General features: G+C 61.8%; 19 protein-coding genes and 1 pseudogene. 15 read left to right on the plus strand and 5 right to left on the minus strand.

Translation table 11 applies throughout. The features are described from left to right. Window positions 1-158 precede the first annotated feature (158 nt). The 3 genes and pseudogenes from B0G82_RS26605 to B0G82_RS26615 form a co-directional block, all read right to left on the minus strand. Window positions 159-410, minus strand: a complete 252-nt coding sequence (locus B0G82_RS26605) for a hypothetical protein (RefSeq protein WP_007178686.1) — start codon at window positions 408-410, stop codon at window positions 159-161. A 274-nt stretch (window positions 411-684) separates the two neighbouring features. Further along, the gene (locus B0G82_RS26610) at window positions 685-1,293 is read right to left on the minus strand and encodes a DinB family protein (RefSeq protein WP_121309582.1); all 609 of its coding nucleotides are present in this window, start codon (window positions 1,291-1,293) and stop codon (window positions 685-687) included. A gap of 256 nt (window positions 1,294-1,549) precedes the next feature. Next, window positions 1,550-3,250 (minus strand): annotated as a pseudogene (locus B0G82_RS26615) (methyl-accepting chemotaxis protein). A 307-nt stretch (window positions 3,251-3,557) separates the two neighbouring features. Between B0G82_RS26615 and B0G82_RS26620 the strand changes: the two are divergent. Further along, complete coding sequence (locus B0G82_RS26620) at window positions 3,558-7,115, plus strand: ATP-binding protein (protein ID WP_121309583.1); 3,558 nt, start codon at window positions 3,558-3,560, stop codon at window positions 7,113-7,115. A gap of 22 nt (window positions 7,116-7,137) precedes the next feature. Here B0G82_RS26620 and B0G82_RS26625 read toward each other — a convergent pair whose 3' ends face one another. Together B0G82_RS26625 and B0G82_RS26630 are read right to left on the minus strand one after the other, a co-directional pair. Continuing rightward, window positions 7,138-7,539, minus strand: coding sequence for a RidA family protein (locus B0G82_RS26625; protein WP_121309584.1), 402 nt, complete (start codon window positions 7,537-7,539; stop codon window positions 7,138-7,140). A gap of 102 nt (window positions 7,540-7,641) precedes the next feature. Further along, the gene (locus B0G82_RS26630) at window positions 7,642-9,042 is read right to left on the minus strand and encodes a GntP family permease (protein ID WP_121309585.1); all 1,401 of its coding nucleotides are present in this window, start codon (window positions 9,040-9,042) and stop codon (window positions 7,642-7,644) included. Window positions 9,043-9,353: 311 nt separating this feature from the next. Here B0G82_RS26630 and B0G82_RS26635 point away from each other — a divergent pair, with 311 nt between their 5' ends. The 14 genes from B0G82_RS26635 to B0G82_RS26700 all read left to right on the plus strand — a co-directional run bounded on the left by B0G82_RS26635 (window position 9,354) and on the right by B0G82_RS26700 (window position 25,948). Further along, window positions 9,354-10,835 (plus strand): sigma 54-interacting transcriptional regulator, encoded by a 1,482-nt coding sequence (locus B0G82_RS26635; RefSeq protein WP_121309586.1) that lies wholly within the window; start codon window positions 9,354-9,356, stop codon window positions 10,833-10,835. 87 nt (window positions 10,836-10,922) lie between these two features. Further along, entirely contained in the window at window positions 10,923-11,183 is a 261-nt protein-coding gene (locus B0G82_RS26640) for a hypothetical protein (protein ID WP_116146866.1), read from the plus strand. Window positions 11,184-11,610: 427 nt separating this feature from the next. Next, window positions 11,611-11,814, plus strand: coding sequence for a hypothetical protein (locus B0G82_RS26645; protein ID WP_106281630.1), 204 nt, complete (start codon window positions 11,611-11,613; stop codon window positions 11,812-11,814). A gap of 235 nt (window positions 11,815-12,049) precedes the next feature. Further along, window positions 12,050-13,249, plus strand: a complete 1,200-nt coding sequence (locus B0G82_RS26650; protein ID WP_121309587.1) for a serine hydrolase domain-containing protein — start codon at window positions 12,050-12,052, stop codon at window positions 13,247-13,249. A gap of 134 nt (window positions 13,250-13,383) precedes the next feature. After that, on the plus strand, window positions 13,384-13,674 hold the full coding sequence (locus B0G82_RS26655) for an H-NS histone family protein (RefSeq protein ID WP_116146870.1): 291 nt from the start codon (window positions 13,384-13,386) through the stop codon (window positions 13,672-13,674). A 602-nt stretch (window positions 13,675-14,276) separates the two neighbouring features. Continuing rightward, entirely contained in the window at window positions 14,277-14,801 is a 525-nt protein-coding gene (fae, locus tag B0G82_RS26660) for a formaldehyde-activating enzyme (RefSeq protein ID WP_116146872.1), read from the plus strand. Window positions 14,802-14,890: 89 nt separating this feature from the next. Beyond that, window positions 14,891-15,928, plus strand: coding sequence for an aldo/keto reductase (locus B0G82_RS26665; protein WP_116146874.1), 1,038 nt, complete (start codon window positions 14,891-14,893; stop codon window positions 15,926-15,928). Further along, on the plus strand, window positions 15,925-17,364 hold the full coding sequence (locus B0G82_RS26670) for an NAD-dependent succinate-semialdehyde dehydrogenase (RefSeq protein ID WP_121309588.1): 1,440 nt from the start codon (window positions 15,925-15,927) through the stop codon (window positions 17,362-17,364). The genes B0G82_RS26665 and B0G82_RS26670 overlap by 4 nt, the downstream gene beginning before the upstream one ends. A 120-nt stretch (window positions 17,365-17,484) precedes the next feature. Beyond that, window positions 17,485-18,867, plus strand: coding sequence for an MFS transporter (locus B0G82_RS26675; protein ID WP_121309589.1), 1,383 nt, complete (start codon window positions 17,485-17,487; stop codon window positions 18,865-18,867). A gap of 447 nt (window positions 18,868-19,314) precedes the next feature. Then, a complete protein-coding gene (locus B0G82_RS26680) occupies window positions 19,315-19,875 on the plus strand; it encodes a fimbrial protein (protein WP_116146880.1) in 561 nt (186 codons plus the stop codon). 96 nt (window positions 19,876-19,971) lie between these two features. Continuing rightward, window positions 19,972-20,694, plus strand: coding sequence for a fimbria/pilus periplasmic chaperone (locus tag B0G82_RS26685; RefSeq protein ID WP_121310867.1), 723 nt, complete (start codon window positions 19,972-19,974; stop codon window positions 20,692-20,694). A 131-nt stretch (window positions 20,695-20,825) separates the two neighbouring features. Further along, complete coding sequence (locus B0G82_RS26690) at window positions 20,826-23,468, plus strand: fimbria/pilus outer membrane usher protein (RefSeq protein WP_121309590.1); 2,643 nt, start codon at window positions 20,826-20,828, stop codon at window positions 23,466-23,468. 339 nt (window positions 23,469-23,807) lie between these two features. Continuing rightward, on the plus strand, window positions 23,808-24,959 hold the full coding sequence (locus tag B0G82_RS26695; protein ID WP_121309591.1) for a fimbrial protein: 1,152 nt from the start codon (window positions 23,808-23,810) through the stop codon (window positions 24,957-24,959). A gap of 8 nt (window positions 24,960-24,967) precedes the next feature. Continuing rightward, window positions 24,968-25,948 carry a fimbrial protein gene (locus B0G82_RS26700; protein WP_147439575.1) on the plus strand — a complete coding sequence of 327 codons (981 nt, stop codon included), beginning with the start codon at window positions 24,968-24,970 and terminating at the stop codon, window positions 25,946-25,948. Window positions 25,949-26,792 lie beyond the last annotated feature (844 nt).

Raw genomic sequence — 26,792 nt, forward strand, 5'->3', positions numbered from 1 at the left:
AACAAACCGGAATAGATGCGAATGTCGCGCGGTATGCGTTAGCGGAAATAATGCCCGATTGACGTCCGCGGACGCCCGCCCAGCAGGCAATTGGAGAACGGCGATGCTAAAGCGTCACGCGGCATTCGCACCAGAGATGCAATGCCGCGTGACGAAACTCATTGACGATGATTGTGCTGTTCGCCCGGCAATTCCGCGCCGTGTGCGCGAATGGCAGCAATCAGTTCGGCCGGCGTGATTTCGTAGCGCACTTCGCGGTGTATGCCTGGCTTGCGCTCATCGACTTCGATCAAAAGAATGCCTTTGCCGTCTTCTGTCGATTCGAGGCGCAGCGAGCGAAGTTCGCGCGCCGTTGCGTCGTCGTATTCGGTGAGCAGGGCCATTGACCCGGAAGACCCGGTAGTGCGCATCGAAGTTGTCCTCGTTCCGTTGATGATCGAACTATTGTACGGGCAGGATAGGGCGGCGTCTGTCGCGCCGCCGTCACGTTTGCCCGTTCGCCTGCCTGCATGGCTTGCGCCGCCGAGCGCGTTGACTGGCGCGGCGCGCCCGGCAGCGCCCATCGTGACGTCCTGCCGTGACAACCAGTTTAACGCGACTCCCGGTAACGACGGATGCATTTTTCGTGCCCCGTGCCGGTGCGAATCTTCTCCATGACTGTCACGCAGTTGACGCGCGTTCCGGTTAGGGGAATTGGGCGCGGGGCGGCGTGGTTTGCGACTCGCGCATCGTCTCCAGATCGCCGAGCTCGGAAGCGCGCAGCGGTGCGTCGGCGGCGAGAAAAAACTCGTCGAGCTGCGGCGGGGCGGCCTCTGTGCCGCTCATCATCGCGTGAACTTGTCCGCGATGATGAATCTGATGGACGAAAACATGCGGCAGTACGCTGCCGATCTGCTCGCGTTGTATCCCAACCGACGGTCCACGGTCGATCTGGACTTCGCGTGGCAGATCGTCGTCAGTCAACGATTCGCAGAAGGCCAGCAGTTGCTGATCGCTCCGCGCCTGTGCATCCCACAGGTCGGCTGCGCGCGGATAGGGCAGTTCGTTATCGAAAATGGTGAGACCTGCGCCGCCGCCGATCAGCGCGTCGAAGTAGTAACGGTCCACTAGCAGGATGTGATTCAACGTGAACTGCAATGACGGGAAGAAGCTCACCCTGCGTGCGGCGAACGCTTCGTCGGTCAATGTGAGGCAGGCGCGGTAGAGACGCAGGTTTGACCATGCGTTGTTGCGCGCCATGGCGGTGAGGTGCGAAGACAGCGGATTGATGCGTGGCGGGTCGGAAGGAATCACGTCGGCCTCCGGTGGTGGGAATCGGCATGGGAGGACGCGCTTGCGCGTCTTCGTGGCGGCACGAAACGCGTGACTCAACTGGATATATACCAGCGCACCAGCGCCAGCCCAAAAAAATAGGCCCGTCCACAGAGGGGGCGGGCCGCTAAACGCCGTTGTTACTCGGGTCAGCTTGCCCTTGCAAACAACTGGGCGCTGACGGTGCCATCGTGCTGCGTCAATACTGGACTGTCGAGGTGGGAGTAACGCCGATCTATCAGATCAATGTGGCTTCTTCCTGCTCGGCATCTTCTGCGATGACTGGCGCGTGGTGTCGTTTGATCTCAGGCGCGGGCGTCGGCGCTGCTTCGACGGTGAACGCCTGACGCTTTGTGGCGGCAGCGCGTCGAGCCGGCGCTGCGTCGGCGACGGTGAACAGCCGCACGGCTTCATCCAGCACGTCCGCCTGTTCCGCCAGGCGCTGCGCCGTGGCCGCCGCCTGCTCGACGAGCGCGGCGTTCTGCTGCGTGGCGCCGTCCAGATGCGAGACCGCCTGATTGACCTGGCGAATCCCGTCGGCCTGTTCGCTGCTCGCGTTCGCCACGTCGACGATGATCGACGACACGCGGCCCACTGCCTCGTCGATTACGCGCATTTGCGAAGTTGTCCGTGCAACCAGTTCGGTGCCGGCCGCGACTTCGGATGCGCTTGCTTCGACCACGGACTTGATTTCCTTCGACGACGCCGCGCAGCGCTGCGCCAGCATGCGCACTTCGCCCGCAACGACGGCAAACGAACGACCTGCTTCGCCCGCTCGCGCCGCTTCGACGGCGGCATTCAACGCGAGAATATTGGTCTGGAACGCAATGCCGTCGATCACGCCCGTGATGTCGGCGATACGCCGCGATGCGGCGGTGATGCCCGCCATGGTCTGCTCCACCTGGCCGGCAATCTTGCCGCCGGCCGCGGCCGCCGCCTGGGCCTCTTTCGCCAGATCGAGCGCGCGCACGGTGGCATCGGCGTTGGCCTGGACGGTCGTGGTCAGTTCTTCCATGGTAGCGGCGGTTTCTTCGAGCGACGCCGCCTGCAATTCCGTGCGTCTCGCGAGATCGACATTGCCGCTGGATATCTCGCGCGCGTTGTCCAGTATGCCGGTGATCTGGGCGCGCACGTCGTAGACGATCGCCGCGAGATTCGCCTTCAACTGATTCAGCGCTTGCAGCACGTCGCCGAGGTCGTCGTGACGCGCGATATGCAGATCAGCCGTCAGATCGCCGGCGGCGAGACGCGTGGCGAATCCCGACATGTCGTTGATCGGTGCGGCGAGTTGCCGCGTCAGCATTCGCCACGAGGCGATGCTGAGCGCCGTGGCAACGCCGAATCCGATCCAGAACGGCGCGGGCGGCGCGCCTCGCCATGCGGCGAGGCCGGTGAGCAGCAGCGCCAGCGGCGTGATCGCGTAGCCGAACGCCGCGCGCGTCGCGACCGGCAGACGCATCAGCGCCTGCAGACGCCCCAGCACGCCGGTGCGCACGATCACGCCGCGGCGCAGCTGCACGCCGCGGGACTCGCCGCTGCGCATGCGTGCTTAGAGCGCTTCAGCGGCGCGCACCGCGGCGCGCACCGGTTTCACGCGCACGCTCAAATAGCCGACGACCGCGCCTTTCTCGACCACCGGCGTGACATTGGCGTGCACCCAGTAGTGATCGCCATTCTTGCGGCGGTTCTTCACGAGCGCAGTCCAGGGACGGCCATCGCGTATCGTCGCCCACATGTCGGCAAAGGCTTCGCGCGGCATGTCTGGATGGCGGATCAGGTTGTGCGGCTGGCCGATCAGTTCGTCGCGCGTAAAACCCGAGACCGCGATGAAGGCCGGATTGCAGTACTGGATGCGACCGGTCAGGTCGGTCGCCGAAACAAGCATGTGTGACGACGGAAATTCGTACTCGTGCCCGCTGACAGGCTGGTTGTTGCGCATGGCTTTCCTTGCTGAGCTAGCCCGCGCGTGGGCGCGGTGCTTACATGTTTGCAAGCAATAACGGCAATTGACCCCTTGCCCTTTAGGGTTTCCTAGTAAACCACTCAGGTTTAGGCAGGCCGACGCCGTTAATACAGGGTTGTTTGACGCGTCGTGGACGGCGGCGTGAAACAGTGCCGGATGCGTCGCGCTATACCTTCAAAAGGACTACACTGCGCCGGTATGAGGACTGCGGACGCATCCAGTCCCGGTTTCGCAGCGGTCTGCCTGCGCGAATTTGCCACCCACGCGCCACACTCGCGAGCTGATGCAGAAAATCCTCGACCGTACTCAAGAGTCATTAGCGCAGGCTTTCGCCACGCTCGCGCAGAGCGCGAAGCGCCAACAGCGGCTCTACCTGGCGACGATCGGTTCGCTGATGCTGCTCGTGCTGATCTTCGCGCTGGTGCTGACTGTCGTCGCTGGGCTCAAGCAACTCGAGTATCGCCGGGTCCTCGCGTCGCAGAACGCCACCGACATCTCTCTGCTCATCCACCAGGAGGAGTCGTTCCTGAGGCGCGACGCGTTGACGCTCGACTATTACTATGGCCCATCCGGCGGGCGGAGCGCCCCGGACGCCATACAGCAGGCGATTCTGAAGACCGGCGTAGCGCTCGGCAAGACAGACGGTGTCGACTCGAATTTCGACATTGTGGTCGGCGAAACCACGCGCAATGCCTGGGGCTCGCAATTGAGCGAAAAACTCGGGCGCCTCTACGAAGCGGCGCAATCGACGCTCGTGACCCAGCAGGCTTTTGAAATCCGTCAACGGGCAACGCTGATCGGGCTGAATGAAGACTACGCAGCCATTCTGCCTTCGCTGACTCATCCGCTCGCGGACCCGGCCAGCGGGCACGATCAGGCCGCAATGCCAGCGCCGCAACCGCCGATCGTGAGCTTGCTGCGCGAGACGCTCGAGCGCCAGATCGAGGCGCAAACCGGCAGGCGCGTGCCGGCAAAAGGCGAGCGTATCTGGCTCGGACCGTACCGTGATCCGCTGCAGAATCGCCAGGTGGTTTCCGTGGTGAGCGCCTACTATGACGGCGACACGCCGACCGTGCTAATCAGCACGAGCCTTCCGCTGGACGCGCTCGCGTTGCGTATGGCGCCGCCTGACCACGAGGGCGTGAATCTGCTGATGACGGCGGACCACCGCGTCGTCGTGTCGTCGATGCCGCTAGATGCATCGATCATCAAACTGGTGCAACAGGCAGCCGCCGCTACCCCCACCCGGATCTTTCACTACGGTCGTGAGGGCGTGATTTTTCACGAGCCACTGGGGCTGGGCTTCGGCCTTCTGGTTGGCTACGTGCCGTGGGGCGCGCTGGCCGCCGCGCTCGGCTGGCAACTGACGGTGCTAGGCTGTCTGACAGCGCTCGTCCTGATAGCAATCGTGCTGACGGCTCGCTATTTCGGGCTGCGGTTGCTGCGCAATTCGTTTGCGGAGACTTCCCGCGCACTGCAAAGCGAGATGCTCAACCACATTCTGGTTAGCGCGACGCCGGTCGGCTTGTGCATTGTCCGGCAGAGCGACTATTCAGTCCTGACCACCAACGCGCTGGCGATCGAGTTGCTCGGGATCGAGGCCGACGGCAACCGGCTCCCGCGGCACATCGTCGGCGAATTTCTGGTTCAGGCGCCGGATCAGCCGTCGGCCATGTCGTTTGCGCGAGTCGCTGCTTTCGTCGTGCCCACGCGGCCGGCGCAGATGCCGCCTCAGTCTTCGCATCCGTCCACAACGACGCAGCGAAACGAGCCGCAAACCTCGCCGCCGCCAGATCAGGACAGCGGCGCGTCCTCACGGTTTCTGCAATTCATTTATGCGCCGGCACGTTACGCTGGCGAGAACGTGCTGTTTTGCGCGATTCTCGACGTGACGGCGCAGACCATGCTCGAACAGCAATTGCGGCAGGCACAGCAAACGTCCGAGGCACTGATGCGTGCGCGGACGAATTTCTTCGCCGCCATGAGCCACGAAATCCGTACGCCGTTGAACGCGCTGCTCGGCAATCTTGAGCTGTTGGCTCGCACGCCGGGCCTCGAAGCGCATTCGCAACGGCTCGCAACATTGGGCCTTGCCGGGGGTGCGCTGCGCCGCGTCGTCAACGACATTCTTGACTTTTCGAAGATCGATGCCGGCGCGATGTTGCTGGTCACGGAGCCGTTCTGTCTGATCGACGATTTCGAAAGCATTGCGCTCTCCTACGCGCCGATGCATGGGAATCGCTCGATCCGTTTCTATGCGATCTTCTCTCCGACTCTCGAGCAGACCTTGATCGGCGATCGCATGCGCATCGCGCAGATCGTCAACAACTTGCTGAGCAATGCGTTCAAGTTCACCTCAGCGGGCAAGATCACGCTGCGCGCAGAAGTAACGGACGATTCGCCGGACCGCGCGGTATTGGTTTGCCGGATCTCGGATTCGGGCGCCGGGATGGACGAGCAAACGCTGGCGCGGCTTTTCAAACCTTTTGCGCAAGGCGAACAGAGTGCTTCGCGGGGAGCCGACGGCACGGGTCTTGGGCTGGTGATCTGTGCGCGCCTGTGCGCGCTGATGGGTGGTCAGATTACCGCGGAGAGTGTGTGCGGCGTGGGCAGCGCATTCCGCATATCGATTCCGCTCACCAAGCCTCCCGTCGATTCGCGAGCGCCGGCAACGGTTTGTGAGGAGCACGGAACGATGCTCATCCTGTCCGTGGAGCAGGAAGTCGGTGAAAACCTCAACTGCTGGTTCCAGCGCGAGGGTTGGGCCCGACACCTCGTGTTCTCATCGGCCGCCGCGCAGGCGTGGTTGCGCGCGAACCGGCCGGACGTGTTAGTCGTCACCGGCGAATACGATCTCGATGTGATTGCCGCTCTGCGCGCGCTGCAGCCGGTCGGCGTCGTGTGGATCACGCGTGGCGGTCCGCACCATCCCGAGGCGCGCGGCGACGGCGTGTTCGAGGTGACTGAATTCAGCCGCTCGGCGATCCGGTCGGCGGTCGATCTGGCGCGCGGGGACACGATTGCCGTTGCCGCTCCAACTCCGGCGTCCGCAATGGGCGATTCGGCGGGAATCTATCCGGCGCTGCGAGGTCTGCCCGTTCTCGTCGCGGAAGACAACCCGTTGATCCAGAATCTGATCGACGAACAACTGGTCGAGCTGGGGTGCGCGCCGACGATCGCGCACGACGGTAAAGAAGCACTGAGAATGTTCCAACAGGCAAGTTTCGAAGTGGTGCTGACCGACATCCACATGCCGGAGATGGACGGTTACGAGCTGCTGGCCGCCTTGCGCAAGTTGAATGCGACCGTTCCGGTGCTGGCCTTCAGCGCCGTGGCCGAACATGAAGAGGCGCGCAATTGGCGCGAGCACGGCTTTAGCGGATATGTGCCCAAGCCGGCGTCGCTCAGCGAATTGCAAGCCGCGTTGCTGGCGGTGGCGCCGGCGGGGGCTCAGGGACGGGCACAGGCATCGGCGCTGGCTGTACCCGAGAACGCAGCGCCAGCCGAACCCATGGTTCCTGCTTCCAGCGCCGCGAGCACGCTCAGCACGGACGACAGGGCGCGCTACAGGGCGATGCTCAAGGAGCACTTGCAAAAAGATCTGCCCAGGCTGCTTGCGATCGTCGAAGCGGAAGACCTGCAGGCGTTGGCCGGCTGGGCGCATAGCGCGAGCGGCGCGTTTGTCGTCGTGCAGGAACCGCGGTTCGTCGACCAATGCCGGCGGCTGCAGCGACTATGCAACGACAGCGGACGTTGGACCACCGAGATGGACGAACTCGCGATCTCGCTACACGACGCCTTATCCGATCACTACGGACTCGACGAGGAGTCGACGCATTGACACGCCATTCGGCTCGGCGCGCTCAGCCCGGCCGTTTGGCGATGAAATCGATCTCGACCAGCGCTTCGCGCGCAAGCCCGGTGACGCCAATACAGGTTCGTGCCGGCAGCGCACCGGCAGGAAAGTAGGCGCGGTAGATCTCGTTCATCGGCGCGTAATCGCGTTTGAATTCGGTCAGGAAGATGCGTGCCGCCACCACGTCTTGCAGTCCGAGGCCCAGCCCTTGAAGCACCAGCACGAGATTGTCCATCACACGCTTGGTCTGGGCGACCACGCCTTCGGGAAGCGGCGCCGTGTCGTCGGTCGGGCAGGTCGGCATCTGGCCGGTCAGGAAGACCCAGCCGTCGGCCTCGGCAGCATGCGAGAACGGGCCGACCGGCGTGGGTGCTGTGGGAATCATCCAGAAAGAGGGCGCTGAGCTCATGACAGGGTGTGCTGGGTAAGAACGGTTGTCGGGATGACAAGGTAACCGATCAAAAGTCAGGACGCCGGCGCGTTGCCGGCATCGTGCCCAACACACGCCCGCTCAGACCAAACCAGTCGCGTAATAGACTGCGATCACAAAGAACACCGCCATCGTCTTGATGACCGTGACCGCGAAGATGTCGCGATACGACTGTCGATGCGTCAAGCCCGTCACCGCCAGCAGCGTGATCACCGCGCCGTTGTGCGGCAGCGTGTCCATGCCGCCGCTCGCCATGGCGACGACCCGGTGCAGCACTTCCATCGGAATATGTGCCGCTTCCGCGCCCTTGATGAAGGTGTCCGACATGGCCGCGAGCGCGATGCTCATGCCGCCCGACGCCGAACCCGTGATACCCGCCAGCGAGCTCACCGACACGGCTGCGTTGACGAGCGGATTGGGAATGCTCTTCAACGCGTTGCTGACTACCAGAAAGCCCGGCAACGCGGCGATCACACCGCCAAAACCGTATTCCGACGCGGTGTTCAACGAAGCCAGCAGCGCGCCCGCCACCGCAGCCTTGGTGCCGATCGCGAAGCGTTCGCGCACCCGGTTGAACGCCGTCACGACAACCATGATGATGCCGAGGAGCAGTGCGCCTTCCACGGCCCAGATGGCGACCACGGCCTTGATCGTCGTCGTGACCGGTGCGTGAATGCCCGGCAGAATGTCCGGCGCAACCGTGTACGACGCGCCGTACCAATTCGGAATCCAGCGGGTCAACAGGAAGTTCGCGACGCCCACCAGAACCAGCGGCGCAACCGCCAGCAACGGATGCGGCAGTTGCTTCGATTCCACGCGATCCGGCTCGTTGACGAGTTCCGTGCCGTAGCCTTCGCCGGTCGCCATCGCCGCACGGCGGCGCCATTCCAGATACGTCAGGCCGACCACGATGATGAACAGCGAGCCGATCACGCCGAGTGCGGGCGCAGCCCACGACGTCGTTTTGAAGAAAGTGGTCGGGATGATGTTCTGGATCTGCGGCGTACCCGGCATCGAATCCATGGTGAAGGAGAACGCGCCGAGTGCGATCGCGCCGGGCATCAGGCGCTTCGGAATATTGCTCTGGCGGTACAGCTCGGCGGCGAACGGATAGACCGCGAACACCACCACGAACAGCGAGACGCCACCGTAGGTGAGCAGCGCGCACACCGCAACGATCACCGCATTGGCGCGCGAGCGGCCGATATAGCGGATCGCGGCGGCCACGATCGACTCCGAGAAACCCGACAGTTCGATAACCTTGCCGAACACGGCGCCCAGCAGAAACACCGGGAAGTAGAGTTTCACGAAGCCGACCATCTTCTCCATGAAGATGCCGGTGAAAACCGGCGCGACGGCTGCCGGATCGGTCAGCAGAACGGCGCCGAGCGCGGCGATCGGCGCAAATAGAATGACGCTGTAGCCGCGATAGGCGGCAAACATCAAAAACGCCAGCGCGGCGAGGACGATGACAAAGGACATTGAGTCTCCAAAGCTTGGTTGTTCTACATGGTCGCCGTCTCGAAGGTGCGGCGGCACGGCGCCCGCAAACGCAGGTTCCGTGCCATATCAGCGGCAACGGCCAGCCGCCTGATTTCGCAGGCCGAAGTTCAAAACGTGATCGCGGCGATTGTACCCAAACGTCTCCAAAACGGGACGCAAAATGGCTGAAATTAGGTCAAACCAAGGTTAAACCCTTATGTCATGGGCTTGCTGGCGATCTCGCCGATGAGATAAGCTTGTCTACGAAATGAGACAAGCACAATAAAACGATAGCCGGAGACAGCGACAGCATGATGAACGACTGGGCAGGCTTGCCTGCCACTTACGGCGACGTACTGCGCCGGGCGATGGATTCGCTCTTCCGCACATTCGAAAATTTCAGCGAAGGGACGTTTATCGTCGATGCCGACGCGCGCGTGGTCTGGATCAACAAACGCTATGCGGCGCGCTTCGGTTTTTCGGACCCGGACCAGGCCATCGGCCGCGATTGCGAAGCGGTGATTCCGAACAGCCTGATGCGCGAGGTCGTCAACACCGGCAAACCGATTCTGCTCGATATTCTGGAAACGGACCGCGAACCGCTCGTCGTCACGCGTTTGCCGTTGAAGGACGATGCGGGCGCCACGGTCGGCGCCGTTGGCTTTGCGCTCTTCGACGAACTGAAGGCGTTGACGCCGCTCTTTTCCCACTACTCGCGCGTTCAGGAAGAATTGATCGCGACGCGCCGGTCGCTCGCGCAGGCGCGGCGGGCCAAATATACGTTCGGCAGTTTCGTCGGCACGAGCGCGGCCAGTCTCGAAGTGAAGCGCCAGGCGCGCCGCGCCGCGCAGCTCGAATCGCCGGTGCTACTGCTCGGCGAAACCGGCACCGGCAAGGAGTTGCTTGCGCATGCCATCCACGGCGGCTCGGCGCGCGCGAATCAGCCGCTCGTGACGGTCAACGTCGCGGCGATTCCCGACACCCTGCTCGAAGTCGAATTCTTCGGTGCGGCGCCGGGCGCCTACACTGGCGCGGATCGCAAAGGGCGCGTCGGCAAGTTCGAGCTGGCGAACGGCGGCACGCTGTTCCTCGACGAAATCGGCGATATGCCGCTGCCCTTGCAGGGCAAGCTGCTGCGCGTGTTGCAGGACAAGGAGTTCGAACCGCTCGGCTCGAACCGGATCGTGCGCGCCGACGTCCGGATCATCGCGGCGACCTCGGCCGATTTGCCTGCGCTGGTCGCGGCCGGGCGGTTCCGCGCTGACCTGTTCTATCGGCTGAACGTGCTGACGATCCATGCGCCGCCGTTGCGCGAACGGACCTCGGATATCGAGGCGCTGGCTTACGCCATGCTTGAAGATCTGTCGACCCAGGCGCGCGGCGCCAGTCACTTCGAATTGCAGGACGACGCGCTGAGGTTGCTGTGCTCGTACGGCTGGCCTGGCAATGTGCGCGAGTTGCGCAACACGCTGGAGCGTGCGGTGATGCTGTCCGACAATGAGCGGATAGATGCGCGGGCGCTGGCGTCGTTTATCGGCTCGGCGCACGGCGGCGGCGCGTACCGTCCGAATGCGCCCTTGCCGGAGGTGCCTTCGACGGCGCATGCGGCAAACGCGCAGGCTAGTGCGTTGCAACCCGCCTCATGGAGCGAGGCGATGGCGGCCTTCGAGAAGCGCTTCCTGAGCGACGCTTTGCGCGCCAACGGCGGCCGCGTGATCGAGACTGCAAACCAGATCGGCATGGGTCGCGCGACGCTCTATAAGAAGATCGCGGCGTACGGCATCGACGTGTGACAACGTTCCGCGACAGCGATTGACGCAGCGTAATTGACGCGTGGCACAATCCCGTGATCGAAAAACAAGACGTGATCGGGGTTTCAAATGAAATGCAATCTCTCCTTCTACGCGCGCCGGGCCTGCGCCACGCTGGCGGCCGGCGCCATGGTCGCGCTGGGCGGTTGCAGCAGCAGCGCGCCGCTGTTTTTGCCGGACGGCCGCGCGACTACGCTGGTGCAGTGCCCCGCCGGTTCCGACTCCTGCTCGCAGCAGGCCAGCGCAAGTTGCGGCGGCGCGTTCGATGTCGTGCGTCAATCCACTGAGAACGGCACGCTGAACCTGATTTACGCCTGCCGGGGGAAATAACGGTTCGCCGGCGCAAGGCCGGCTCGACCAACGCCTCAAGCTTTCTTCCTTCAGTCGCGCTAAAAGCGTATGGCGGTCGTAAAGACCTGCATCCAATGCGGGTTCTATCCGCGGCAATGATGCGCAATGGATATTAATACCGCGCTTCATATTATTTCCCTTGTCGCCGGACGCAATTAAAAACATGCGAATTCCCGTCGAATAGCCAAGTCGGTGCGGCACCTAACGGAACGCGAAGTTGAGCCGCAGTATTGTCTTTTCAGTGGCTCAAGATTCAAGCAGCAGGCAGCTTTTGCCGGTTTTGCCGTCCATGCGGAAAGTGCCAGGAAGGATTTTCCGTTTAGACCGAAAACCGAAAATAGTGCGGCACGCTTTGTGCTTCGCGTTACGCATTGAAAATAGTTCAACGAGTAATCCGGGGAAAGCAATGAATCATCACCAACTCGAAAAAGATATTGAACATCTTGAGCACGTAATCTCGCATATCTCCGCAGCAGACCACATCCCGCTGTCCTATTGGCGAAACCGCATCGATTCCGTTTCCGGCGCGGCGCTGGTGCCGGCGCAGGCGAACCGCGTCAAACGGCTCAACGCCGCCCTTTCGGCTCTCGAACAACGCCTGAAAGCCTGAACGCCCGGTGCAGTGGATGGCTGTGACGTACCCTTCTGGTACCGTTTTTTGCAAAAATGGGGAAACGTAACGGCCACGTAAGCGGCACGGCGCAGCGCGACGTCTCGACAGGATGGCAAGCCACGTCATTTGGTTGCGCACGCGCTGGCGCCGCTTTACGCTTCGGAGGACCGCGGGGACGGACGGCGCGCGTCAGGGTGAACAGGCCGCCATTCCCTCCACGATCAGGACAAACATGCAACGAGCAGGACTTTCCGCGTCTCGGCTGACGGCACTGACCAACGCCATGCAAGGCTATGTGGAACGCGGTGAAGTGGCGGGCGTGGTGTCGATGGTCTGGCGGCGCGGCGAGATTGGCTATTTCGAGCCGCTCGGCTGGCGCGACGACGCGGCGCGGTTGCCGATGGAGCGCGATACGCTGTTCCGCATTGCGTCCATGACCAAGCCGGTCACCAGCGCCGCGATCCTGATGCTGATCGAAGAAGACCGGCTCGCCCTCGACACACCGATCTCACTCTGGTTGCCGGAATTGTCCGCGCCGCGTGTGCTGTGCGACCCTGCCGGCCCGCTCGACGAAACCGACCCCGCCAGAGCGTCGCTCACCGTGCTGGACCTGCTGACGCACCGCGCCGGCTTCGCCTACCACTTCACCGCGACTGGGCCTCTTGCCGACGCGTACGCCGCCGCTTTCAACGGATTCGAAGCGCGCATGGACGGCAACGCCTGGCTTGCCCGCATCGCAAGTTTGCCGCTCATGTTCCAGCCTGGGTCACGCTGGCACTACGGCGTTGCCACCGATGTGCTCGGCGTGCTGATCGAACGCGTGAGCGGCATGCCGCTCGGCGAGTTTTTCCGGACGCGGATCTTCGAGCCGCTCGGCATGCGCGATACCGCTTTCTGGGTGCCTGACGCGCAACTCGGCCGGCTCGCCACAGCTTATGGCGTCGAACAGGGCTCAGGGCAGCGGATCGTCGAGGACCATCCGTCGTCGAGCCGATGGGCGGATCCGGACCGCTTCCAGAGCGGCGGCGGCGGCCTGGTTTCCACAGCGCACGACTATCTGCAATTCGCGCAACTGCTGCTCGGTCGCGGACGGGTCGGCACGACGCGTTTGCTGTCGCACCGCTCAGTCGATCTGATGCGCTCCAATTTTCTGACGCGCGACCAGCGCCGTGTGTCGGCCTTCGGTCATGCGCTGTGGGCAGGCCAGGGGTTCGGCCTCGGCTTGTCCGTCGTCGACGATCCGGCGCAGCAGTTGCCGCTTGGCTATCGTTCGATCGGCTCGTTCGGCTGGCCGGGTGCGTATGGTACAAGCTGGTTCGCCGATCCGGTGGAAGATCTGATCGGTCTGATGCTGATTCAAAGGCGCTCCGTCGAACCGTTCTCAATGACAGTGGATTTCGAACGCCGCGTGTACGATGCAATTGACGATTGAGCGAACCGGCCGCGTCCGGGCCGGCTTCTTTTAAGCGTGTTACCCGCTCGCGGCGTCGGGCTTCTCTATCCGGCAATTTATTCGTCTGATAGTGTCCGCACTTCAGTTCTCGTCTAATGATCGGAGCACCCGTCATGGCCTCGTACAAGCAGTTGACCGCCCAGCTAGAAAAACTCCACAAGGAAGTCGCGGCGGCGCGCGAGAAGGAAATCGCGCAGGCGATCGCCGAGATCAAGCAGAAAGTAGCCGAATACGACCTGACGGCGGAAGAACTGGGTTTCACCAGCAAAGGCGCCACGGCCCGCAAGACGCCTTCGGTTGCCAAGTATCGCAACCCGAAAACCGGCGAGACCTGGAGCGGCCGCGGCCGCTCGCCAGCGTGGCTCGTGGGCAAGAATCGCGAGCGCTTTCTGATCGAAGGTTGAAGTGCGTTGGCGCATGACGTCTCCACCCGTCATGTGCCGGATTATTTAAAGTGATGTCGCGTGCGGAGTTTCTCGCACCTTTCGCACGCGGCGAGGCAAGTCCCGAAAACACTCACCTTTCGCGTGAACCCGGCGCGTGAACCATAGGCGCGGATGCGCGGCTCGCGACGGACCGGTTGTTTCGGTCAGCCTGGTTTCATCGAATCACGCAGCTTGCGACAGGCTTGCTATCGCAGGCCGCGGTGACTGATCCATTTCCTCCGAAACCCGCGCCAGCCCTTGCTGGTAGGGGTTCCCAGGCTGTACGAAGAATCGCTGAAGCCATCGCTTGAGCCTCTTTTAGTCGCGCCTGATGCGCACGTCGCTTTGCGGAGTGTCGCGGCGCAGGTGCGCGACTGTTCGTCGATACGCTCACCTTTCGCACCGCTGCCGTGATAGTCCCGAAAACCCTCACCTTTGCGCGTCTCGATACCCGCGGGCCACTGCGCTCGGGGCTAACCCGGAGTTGAGTTCCTCTCATACCCCGCATCAAAACTCATCGATACATGGTCGCGGATGCCGAACCCCACAATCGGCCATCCACTCAACCTCGACGGAAGACCATGAGCGCATCGACGGACAAACAACTCTTTATCGGCGAAGGATTCGAAGGCCCCGGCGTCAATCTCGCGCATATCAACGTATTGGTCGGCCCGCGCAACGGCCCGGCTGGCCAGGCATTCGCCACCGCATTGGCGACGCCTTCGGCGGGTCACGCGCCGTTCGTCGTGATCGCGCGTCCGGGCGTGCCGACCAAGCCGCTCACGCTCTATGTGAACAAGGCGCAGATCGGCAGCGACTTCCACGGCAACGCGACGTGGGGCGCTTCGCAAGCCGGTATCGCGAAGGCGGTGGCCGAGTCGCTGGAGAACGGCACGCTGCCGCCTGAAGCGGAGAACGACTGGGTGGTGGTGTCGGCGAACTGGGTCAACCCGTCGACCGACGATCTCGACGCTGTCTTCGAGAACAACTACCGCGCGTGCAAGAACGCGATCCTCGCGGCGATGAAGGGGTTGCCGCATCGCGATGAAGTCTTCGCTGCCGCGCGCGACGTATCGAACCCGTTCTACACACCGAAGCAACGTTAATGGCAGGCAGCGCGGTTCGGTCGCGCGCCCTGCAATGCGCAACTAACCGTCCGCACCGCTAGTTTTCAGGAAGGAAGGAGACACGCACTATGGAATACATTCGCCTCGGCCAGTCCGGTCTGAAGGTTTCGCGTCTGTGCCTCGGCACGATGAACATGGGCACGCCGCAATGGAAGCCGTGGATTTTCGACGAAGCGCAAAGCGAGCCGATCGTTCGTCATGCGCTCGAAGCCGGCGTCAACTTTATCGACCTCGCCGATTTCTATTCGACCGGCGTCGGTGAAGAAGTGGTGGGCCGCATTCTGAAGCGTCTCACGCGCCGCGAGGAAATGGTCGTGGCCACCAAGGTCGGCTATGACATGGGCGCGTATCAGAACGCCGGCGGTCATTCGCGCAAGCACATCATGGACGGCATCGACGGCTCGCTGACGCGTCTCGGCATGGATTACGTCGATATCTACATGCTGCATTTCTTCGACGTGAATACGCCAGTCGAAGAGACCATGGGCGCGCTCAACGATATCGTGCGCGCCGGCAAGGCGCGCTATATCGGCGTGTCGACCATGTACACGTGGCAGTTCGCCAAGATCATGCAGGTCTGCGAGTGCAACGGGTGGCACAAGCCGATCAATATGCAGTTGCAGTTGAACCTGGCATACCGTGAAGAAGAGCGCGAAATGATTCCGTATTGCCAGGATCAGGGCGTCGGCGTGTCCGTGTTCAGTCCGCTGGCGCGCGGGCTGCTGACGTGCGATCCGAATTCGACGCGCAATCAGACCGACTTCTTCACCGCGCAAATGTATGGCGATGTGGCTTCGCGTGAAATTGCCGCGTCGGTGGCGCGCGTGGCCGCGCGGCGTGGCGTTTCCGCCGCGCAGATCGCGCAAGCGTGGGTGCTGAATCACGGCGGCGTCGCGAGCATGCTGGTCGGCGCGGATACGCCGGCGCAGTTCGACAGCGCGCTCGCCGCGCTCGGCACGACGCTTTCGGCGGATGAACTGTTCGAGCTCGAACGCAACTACACGCCGTGCGATCTGATCAACGACTACACCGCAGGCAAACGCATCGCGCGCGAACCGCGCCTTGCGCAGGGCATGTTCGTCGAAACGCTGGAGAAGGCCGCATGAACGAATTTCTCCGCACCGGACATTACATTGGCGGCGAATGGTACGAAGGCGCCGACACGTATGCTGTTTTGAATCCCGCGACCGGCGAGGTCGTCACGCGAGTGGCCAAAGGTGGCGCGGCGGAAGCGGCGCAGGCCATTGCGGCGGCCGAACGCGCGTTTCCCGCATGGCGTGCGCTGACCGCGAAAGAACGCAGCGCGCGCGTCAAACGCTGGGGCGAGTTGATGCTGGAGAATCGCGACGCGCTCGCCGAATTGCTGACGCTTGAGCAAGGCAAACCGCTTGCTGAAGCGCGCGGCGAAGTCGGTTACGCGGCGAGCTTCTTCGAATGGTTCGCGGAAGAAGCGAAGCGGGCCTACGGCGACGTGATTCCGAGTCCAAATCCAAACGCGAAGATTATCGTGACGAAGGAACCGGTCGGCGTGGTCGCGGCAATCACACCGTGGAATTTCCCGCTCGCCATGATCACGCGCAAGGCCGGTCCCGCTCTCGCGGCCGGTTGCACGATGGTGCTCAAGCCGTCGGAAGAAACGCCGTTGTCCGCGTTCGCTTTGGCGGTGCTGGCCGGGAAAGCGGGCATTCCACCCGGCGTGTTCAATATTGTCTCCGGGGACGCCGTGGCGATCGGCGGCGCGCTCACGGAATCCGACGTGGTGCGCAAACTGTCGTTCACCGGTTCGACGCGTGTCGGCAAGCTGCTGGCGAAGCAGTCAGCGGACACGCTGAAGAAGTTGTCGCTCGAACTCGGCGGCAACGCGCCTTTCATCGTGTTCGACGACGCGGACCTCGATGCTGCCGTGCAAGGCGCGATGGCTTCGAAATTCCGCAACACCGGGCAGACGTGCGTGTGCGTCAACCGCTTCTACGTGCAGGACGGCATCTACGATGCGTTTACATCCGCGTTGACGCAAGCAGTGCGCAAGATGCGCGTCGGCAATGCGTTGCAAGGCGAGGTCGAACAAGGTCCGTTGATCAACCAGGCTGCGTTGAAGAAGGTCGAAACGCACGTGGCCGACGCGTTGCAAAAAGGCGCGAAGGTCCTGACCGGCGGCAAGCCGCACACGCTCGGCGGCACTTTTTACGAGCCGACTGTTCTCGTCGACGCCAACAGCTCGATGTTGATCGCCGGCGAAGAAACCTTCGGACCGGTTGCCGCGTGTTTCCGCTTCAAGAGCGAAGCGGAAGCGATCGAAGCGGCCAACGACACACCGTTCGGCTTGTCGGCGTATTTCTACACGCGCGATCTGGCGCGCGCGTGGCGCGTCGGCGAAGCGCTGGAAAGCGGCATGGTCGGCATCAACGAAGGGATTGTGTCCACGGAAGTCGCGCCGTTCGGCGGCGTCAAGCAGTCGGGGCTCGGCCGCGAAGGCTCGAAGTACGGGCTCGATGAATACACCGAACTGAAGTACATGATGATGGGCGGCCTCGGACGCTGATCTTCACACCGCGCGTCCGCCGTACGTCACGCACATGCATGACGCGCAGGCGGACGACGCAATCGGTGCGCGGCGGCATGCCGACCGCGCCCGGCGATCCATACTAACGAAGGAGACAGCGTGAGCAATCAGGATATGCAGGCGGCCACTCTCGGCCTCGCCCCCACTTTGCCGGCGGCAGCGGCATCCGCGCACGGCCCCATTCCTCTCGACGACGTTCCGCTGAACGCCTTCCACGTCAAGATCGCCGGGCTGACGTTCGGCGCGCACTTCACAGAAGGTTTCGCGCTCGGCACGATCGGCTATGCGCTTGCGTCGCTGAATCGGCAGATGCCGCTCGACGCCTTCTGGATGGGCATGATCGGCAGTTCCGCGTTGGTGGGCATTTTTATCGGCAGTCTGGTTTTCGGTTGGCTGTCGGATCGCATGGGACGCCAGAAGATTTTCCTGCTGAGCTTCATCATCATCACAGCGGCTGCGTTCGCGCAGTTCTATGTGCGTTCACCGCTCGAGTTGTGTTTGCTGCGGGTGTTGATCGGCTTCGGCATGGGCGGCGACTTTGCCGTAGGGCATGCGATCCTTGCGGAGTTCTCGCCGCGCAAACATCGCGGCACGTTGCTTGGCTCGTTTAGCGTGGTGTGGACCATCGGGTACGTGGTGGCGAATGTGCTCGGCATGCATTACGCCGATGCCTCGCCAGATGCATGGCGATGGCTGCTGGCGTCGGCGGGTGTGCCGGCGTTCATCGTTCTCGTGCTGCGTATGGGCACACCGGAGTCGCCGCGCTGGCTGCATGGCAAAGGACGCACGGCGGAGGCGAAGTCGATCGTGCTGAAGCACTTCGGTCCGAACGTCACTCTGGCCGGCGGCCACGACGAGCACGCGCAATCGGCGGGCGGTTTCATGCGTCTGTTCAAGGCCGATCTGATTCGCCGTACGATTTTCAATTGCGCGTTCTTCGTATGTCTCGTCATTCCGTACTTCGCTGTTTATACGTTTCTGCCGACCATTCTGAAAGCGATTCACTTGAACAATGACTCGAGCGCGGATTTTCTGTTGAACGGATTTCTCGTGCTTGGCGCGTTGATCGGCATCTGGCTCACGATCAAACTTCCGCGGCGCACGTTCCTGATCGGCTCGTTCGCGGTGACTTGCGTATCGCTGATTGCGTTGAGTGTGCTGCCGGAGTCGGCGACGCTCGGCATGATCGTCGCATTCGGGATTTTCACGCTCACCATGTCGGCGTTCTCGAATCTCGTCGGCGTGTTTCCGCCGGAGTGCTTTCCGACCGAAGTGCGCGCGTGCGGCGTCGGACTCGCGATTGCGTGCAGCCGGCTCGGGTCGGCCGTCGGCACGTTTCTGCTGCCACTCGGCATCGTGCATTTAGGCTTCCATATCACGATGATGGTGCTCGCCGCGGTGTTGTTGATCGGCATGGTGGTGTCGATCGCGTGGGCGCCGGAAACGAAGCATCTGACTTTGAACGAAGCTAGCGGCGCCTAGTTCGCTGGAACGTTGAAGAGAACCCGCCGCATCGGCAACGATGCGGCGGGTTTTTGTTTTTGGGCTCGAAACCATGGCACTCGTCGGCGCGACGCGGCGCGGCACGGCATTCGGCGATGTCTTCCGTGGTTATCGTGTCTTGCGTGGCCGATTGCCGCGCTCTGTCAACGCGTCACCACCGGTTGACCGGCATTGCGCGCCTCAAAAGCTCGCAATGCCCGCACTCTCGCCCGTTCTCGACGCGCCATGTCTCTCGGCCGAATCCGAAAAGAGGCGATTTGTCCCAGATACTTCTTATCTAGGAAGCCTTAATATCCTAACTTGTCTTAACGAAGCAAAGTGAGAACCATATAAATGGTATTTGCTTGGCTAGGAAATAGGAATCCTTGGGTAACTCCAAGATCTCCGTTGAATCCCGTTTTTTTGTAATTGTTAGGAATAGAAGCAATGAAATCAATGATCTCCGCAACCGCGATCGCCGCCAGCGGTCTGTTCTGTCTGGTACCGCTCTACGCTCATGCGGCGGACGGCACGATCACCTTCACTGGCAATGTTACGGACACGACCTGCTCGATCAACGGAAACGCAAGTGGCACACCGGCAGACAAGACGGTCACGCTGGCTGATGTTCCGACCGGGTCGCTCACACAGGTAGGCAACACGGCTGGTACAACGAATTCGGCCGATCTGCAATTTGTCCTGACGGGCTGCAGCGGCACGGCTACCAAGGTGATTGCCGGCTTCGAGAACGGCCCGACAGTCGACCAGGCGACGGGTTTTCTGTCGAGCAGTGGCACTGCGAAGAATGTGGAGGTCCAACTCCTCAACGCACAGATGCAGGTCATCAACGTTACGACGGGCGCGAACAACGATATCGGCTCGAACGGCGTGACCATCGATGTCGACGGGGCGACGACTCTGCAGTATTACGCGCGGTATTACGCGACGGCCGCTGCCGCGCCCGGCACGGTCATCTCATCGGTTCAGTACACGATGGAATACCAGTAAGTGTGGGTCTCGGGCGCTCGCCATGCGAGCGCCTTTTTGCACGCTTATTTTGAGAAATTTGACGGGCCGATCGTGATAACGCTGTTCAGAAATTCGATGATGGGAATCGGCCTTGCCTGTGTGCTACTGGCTGGCGATGTACGGGCGAGCGTGACGATTGGCGGCACGCGCGTGGTGTATCCGCTTGAGCAGCGCGAAGTCACGGTGAAGCTGGAAAACGACAGCCGCTCGCCCTCGCTCGTGCAGGTCTGGATCGATGACGGCAAGGCGGATGCCAAACCCGGTGAGGTCAAGGTGCCGTTCGTGATTACACCGCCGATTTTTCGCATGGATCCGAAGAAGGCGCAGACGTTGCGCGTGATGTACACCGGCGAACCGCTGCCGCAGGATCGCGAGTCGGTCTATTGGCTCAATGTTCTGGACATTCCACCGAAGGCAAAGACTGCCGCGGATGTCAATACTCTGACTCTGGCCTATCGCACCCGTATCAAGGTTTTCGTACGACCCGGCAAGCTGCCTGGCGAGCCGGAAGACGCACCCGCGCAACTTGGCTGGAAGATCGCCGCGTCGACGGACGGCAAGGATCAGGCCGTCAGCGTTTCGAATCCGACACCGTACTACGTGTCGTTCAGCGAGATTCACGTGGAAAGCGGTGGCCATACCTTCAGCAGCCAACGGGGCGGCATGGTGGCACCGCACGCTTCGGCGGTCTTGCCGATCGCGAAGATGAACGCCGTCGCGGCGGGCGCGAAGGTGCACTACGTCGCGATCAGCGACTACGGCGGTCCGATTCGCGGTGACGCCGCACTCGGCGACTAGGCCACCACGTCTTCAATCGGGCGGCACGCTGCCGCCCCTGGCTAACCCATTCTCGTACAAGGCGTGCGTTGCGCTGACAACGCACAGGGACGACGCACGCCTGTTGCAGGATATTGAACACCGCTCAGAACATGAAAGCTTCATTCCGTCGCGCGTCGTCTGTTCGCGTAGGCGAACTCTCCGGTGCGTTCAGGCTGCACCCCATCGCGGCACTTGCAGCATTGGCGTTCGCGATGTCAGGGGCTCAGCCGATAGACGCGCAGGCGTCCGAGCAAGGCGGACCGGCGGCGGTGGAGTTCGACACGACATTTCTGCGGACCGACCCGAATGCAACGGTGGACGTGTCGCGCTTCGCGCGTGGCAATCCTGTATCCGAGGGTGTGTATTCCGTCGACCTGTTCGTCAATGGCATTCGCGTTGCACGCCAGGATGTGCGTTTTGTGGCCGCGCGCGGCACGGTCGACGCGCGTCCTTGCTTCAACCGGGCCATGCTGGAGAAGCTTGGCGTCGATTTCGCCAAGGTTGCCGCAAGCGACGGGGCCAAGACAGCGGATGCCGGCGCGCCGGATGAATGCGTCGACCTCGCGGCAACCGTGCCCGACTCCTCGGTTGACTTCGACTTTGCGGACCAGAAGATCACGTTAAGCGTGCCGCAAAAGTATATGCGCAATGTAGCGCGCGGTTACGTCCCCCCTGAGATGTGGCAAAACGGCGTCAACGCAGCCTTCCTGAGCTACAACGCCAACGCGTATCACAGCGGCGGATCGGGCTTCGAGTCGACCCAAAGTTACCTTGGACTGAATGCCGGCGTGAACATCGGCGCGTGGCACTTTCGTCATCAGTCGTCGGCGACCCAGCAAACCGGCGCCCCTACCCAGTTCGACAACATTGCCACGTACCTTCAGCGCGACATTACCGCGCTGAAATCGCAGTTGACGGTCGGCGACGGCTACACGACCGGCGACGTATTCGACAGCGTGCAATTCCGCGGCGCGCAGATCGCCACCGACGATCGCATGCTGCCCGAATCGCTGCGAGGCTATGCGCCGATCGTGCGCGGCACGGCGGAATCGAACGCACGCGTGACGGTTCGTCAGAACGGCCAGGTGATCTATGAAACCACCGTCTCGCCGGGCCCGTTCGAAATCAAGGACCTTTACGCGACCGGCTACGGCGGCAATCTGGATGTCACGGTGACCGAAGCCAACGGCCGCGCGAAGAGTTTTACCGTGCCTTACGCCTCGGTTGCCCAGTCGTTGCGGCCTGGCACCACACGGTTTTCAGTTACCGCCGGTGAGCTTCGTACCTCCGCGCTCGAGAACAGCCCGTATTTCGCGCAGTTCACCTTGCAGCGAGGACTCACCAATCTGATCACCGCCTATGGCGGCGGCGTGGCCGCCAACGACTATTTCGCTGCGGATGTGGGCGCGGCGCTCAACACGAAGTTCGGTGCGCTCTCAGCCGACGTGACGGCTGCACAGACCCAGATTCCCGGTCAAGGCACGTCGCGCGGCACCAGTTGGCGTATCGGTTATAGCAAGTTCATCGACCCGACCAACACGAATATTGCCATCGCGGCATATCGGTATTCGACGGCCGGCTACATGAGCCTGACTGACGCCGCCACGCTGCGTGACCGCGCAATGCGCGGCGACGATCTGAACTCGGTGTATCGGCAGCGCAGCCGTTTTCAGATCACCCTCAATCAGAACTTCAAGCGATACGGTACGGTCTTTTTGAATGCTTCTGCGCAACAGTATTGGAATCGAAGCGGCAACGATCTGTTCTACCAGGCAGGTTACACCAACAGTTTCAGGTACGGCACGTACAGCATCACTGCGGGACGCACGCGCAGTTCGGACGGTTCGATGTCCGACCAGATCATGTTGAGCACCACGTTGCCGCTCGGCCGCGGCCGCTATTCGCCGCTGATGTCGACGAACTTCAGCAGTTCGGGCGGAAACACCAACCTCCAGGCCAACGTGAGCGGCTCGCTCGGCGAGCGCAACCAGTACTCGTACAACGCGTATGGGACGTATGGCGCCGCTCAAGGCAACAGCACGCTGAGCACCGGCGCCAGCGGCGCCTATCGTGGACCGTATGCCCAGTTGACGGGGTCGGCTAGCGCGGGAACGAGTTCGAGCCAGATCTCCGCCGGCGTCAGCGGCTCGATCGTCGCGCATCCAGGCGGTGTGACTTTCTCGCAGACGGTGGGCGACACGTTCGGCGTCGTCGAAGCGCCGGGTGCGGCGGGCGCCAGCGTGACCAACTCGCCCGGCGTCAAGCTCAATGGTCGAGGCTTCGCTGTGGTGCCGTATCTGACGCCATACGGCATGAACACGGTGGAAATCGATCCGAAGGGTACATCCACCGACGTCGAGTTCGAGTCGACTTCGGAACAGGCGGTGCCGCGACTGGGTTCAGTGGTGCTGATCAAGTACAAGACGGTGAGCGGCCGCGCCGCATTGATTCGCGCGCCGCAACTTGGCGGCAATGCGCTGCCGTTCGGCGCGGACGTGGTCGATGCCAACGGGCGCACGGTGGGTGTGGTTGCCCAGGACAGCCGGATATTCGCGCGCGGCCTCGATGATAACGGCACGCTTTTCGTCAAGTGGGGTGCGGCTGGGGCGGAGCAGTGCAAGATTGATTATGTGTTGCCGAAGTCGAGCGGTAAGGCGGGCGCGGTGTATCTGTCGGTGGAAGGGCATTGCGTGGGCGGCATTCAGTCGACGCAGGACGACGCACGCTCGGACCAACCCCATCAAACGAATTGAGAAGGTGAACAGATGTTCGGGATGAGATCGACCAGGTATGAGACCTGTGATGGAGAAATCTCTGGCGAGCAGCCGGTGAGTGGCGTTAGTCGATGCGGCGGCCAGTCGTCGGTAGGGCGGATGTCGGTGCATGTTGCCCACCGCCTGCGGCCCAGATTCAGCCGAGCGGGGCATCGCACGCCGACAAATGGAGCTGTCGGCGCAGATTCAGATGCGCTCGCGCCGTATCTGACGCCTCATGGCATGAACACGGTGGGTACTGATCCGAAGGGTTCATCAACCGGCGTTGAGTTTGAGCCGGCGCCCGAGCATGCAATAACGCGGTGTGGGGCGGCGGCTATGCTGAAGTACAAGACGGTGACAGGATGGGCGGCACTCATTCGCGCGCGGCGCCCGCACAGAGAAGCGCTGCCGTTCGGCGCGGACACGCTCGATGCCAACGGCAATCATGTCGGCTTGGTTGCAGAAGCGACGAGATGCGATCGGGCCAAAAAGTCGCCGGTAACCGGCTTTGTCAGCCAGCACTTGAAATCACCGACGGCTGCGAGCGTGTGGATGTTGCTCGTGTCGAGCTTATGCATATCGGAGGCGAAAGCCGACTGTTCGTGGTTAAACGGTCAGACCACCGAAAATTATACGTTTGACATTCCTGCCCTGACCGTCTCGCGTGACGCCGCCGAAGGCCGGGTCCTTTACACCAGTGAGCAGTATGCGTCTCCGTCGACTCAAAGTTTTGCCACCTGTTCGGGAAACACGCCGGCCAATCGTACAGTCACAGGCGGGGCACAGGTGAGATCGAATCCCTATACGTTTGCAACCAATGTGCCGGGTATCGGCATGCGGTTTTTTCACGACGCAGGCGGCTCAAAAAGCTATTGGGGAGCCGGCAATCAGGAAACCTTTAATGGATCGTGGGGGTGGAGCGGTGCGATGTTGGGCGTTGAGGTGGTAGTTGCCGGCCCGGTAGCTGCCGGCACCATCGACGGAGCGCTGGTTGGGACGTTTCGGCTCGGCTCGTTGACCGTGGCAAATCTTAGAGTGACTCCTGCCAGCGTCGCGGCTTCCACCTGTAGTGTCGTCACGCAAACTTTGCCCGTGACGCTCCCCACCGTCCGTCCGAGGGCTTTCCTGGGAATTGGTTCAACGGCTGGTGCGCAAGTCTTTTCGATTGACCTCGACTGTACCGGGCCGAACGCAGCGGTCTTCGTAACGCTAACAGACAACACTTCGCCTGCCAACAGGTCAGGCATCCTGTCGCTCACGCCGGAGTCAAGTGCTCAGGGGGTTGGATTGCAGATCCTAATCCGCGGGAATCCTGTAAGTTTTGGTGCCGATTCTGCGGTTGCGGGCAATCCCAACCAGACGTTCGCCGGTACGGCAGGTGTTGGGCTATTGAACATTCCGCTGATAGTCCGCTACATGGCGACAAGTATGCCTGTCGGTGCGGGGACGGTAGGCGCGGTTGCCACTTTTACAATGTCCTATCAGTAAAGGTGGACATGATGCGTAAACAGATTTTTGCTCCCCATTGGTTGATGCGCGTCCTTGTCTTATTGGCATTGGCGGCTGGGTGGTCGGTGCATGCGTATGCCGAGTGCCCGACCTCGTCGGGCTTGCCTGCGACATTTACGTATGGCTCGATAGCCGTCTCCGACTCGGCCGCCGTGGGCGACGTGATTCCAGGGACGGTTCAGAGCTTCACCTTCATCGGAAAGTGCTCGGCGAGTTCGCTTTTCAACCAACCGATAGTCGCGTGCCCAGCCAGCGGCACAGCAGTGCCCGGTATGACGGGGGTTTATCCGACGAACGTCGCGGGAGTCGGTATGCGGATGCGCGATGCAAACGGCAAGCCGGTTGTAGGAACGAACTACTGCTCGACTGATTCGCAGATCGGAACCACTGGCGCCGATGGTAGCTTCACTGTTTCAGGAACGTTTGAGCTTGTCAAAACGGGACCAGTCACTGGTGGTTCAATTACGGGCGCGTCCTACAACAGCGGCGTGCTGAACACCGGCTACAGGCTTAACAACGACGCGAGCACGCTGTCCGTCGCGAACAATACGCCCGTACGAGGCGTCACGTGCTCGGTGACGTCCGCAAGCGCTAACCAGACAATTCCGCTCGCGACGGTCAGCCCCACGACGTTTCCAACTGGCGGCTCAGTCGCCGCCAAAACGCCGTTTTCTCTGGGTCTCAACTGCCAGTCCGGCGTTAAGGTAGCTGTGACATTTAGTTCGACGTCCGGCAATTCAGGCGTCGCGTCAGTTTTGGCAAACGCAGGTTCGGCGACGGGTATCGGTGTGCAACTGCTGGACGCGTCGCAGTCGCCGCTCGCGCTGGATGCCGCTCTTTCGCTTACGTCGAGCACGACAGGCAACATGTCGTTTCAGTTCTTTTCACAATACTATCGGCTGGGCGGGGCGCCTGTGGTTGCCGGAACGGTTCGGGCGACCGCCATCTTTACGATGAGTTATCAATAGGTGCAAAGAGGTGGCTCCGAGAATTCGGACAATTCGTTAGTTCAGGTCGCGATGCCGGCGGCCAGCAACCGGCAACACTCCATTGAATGTGCGGCTCGGTTGTGATGCGGGCCTGCGTGTCTACGCGACCGTATCGAACGCCGTGTCGGTTAGCAACACGATTTCGACGTTGGCCTTGACGCCGGATTCGACCGCACAAGGCATCGCTGACCAGATTCTTTACTCAGCGAACGCTATCGTCTTCGGACCCGATTCCGCCGCGGCTGGACATGCCAATCCGTTCGCGGTTACCGCGGGCCAGACAGACGGCGGCATCGTGGATCGCCCCTCACAGCACGTTGCTTCCGATCCGGGAACGTGAGCGTCGGTTCAGCGAATGCGAAGGCGACGTTCACCCTGTCGTATCAATGACTTCGCTGCTTCTATGCGGCTGGTCTGAATCGTCCGGTGGCGCTACGACGACGGCGTGAGCAACCTGCTCGTCACCCGGGACTCGGCACCATTTCCCGCATCTTTCCCGCTGAGCGTCCACACGTTTTTTGAGGCCTGGGAGCCTAGGATTGTTCTTAATTGAGCGTGCGTGACTCGTCGCAAAAAACCTTTGTGAACCCTGCGAAGCCATGCCAGGCATGGGAAAGCGTCGGCATCGAGTTATTAACCGTATCTCAATAATTTAAGACTCGTCTGAGCGACTGCCAGATCGCACTTTTTTAAGATTCTATTCATGGTGATCGAAGCTTCAGTGGATGCAAACACAGAGTCAAACGAAAGCAACGATAACCGCAGCGGTTCGACGTGACGATACGAAGTGACCGCTGATTTCGAAACCTTCAATGAATTGAAT

The organism is Paraburkholderia sp. BL17N1 (genome assembly GCF_003634175.1).
Taxonomy (GTDB): domain Bacteria; phylum Pseudomonadota; class Gammaproteobacteria; order Burkholderiales; family Burkholderiaceae; genus Paraburkholderia.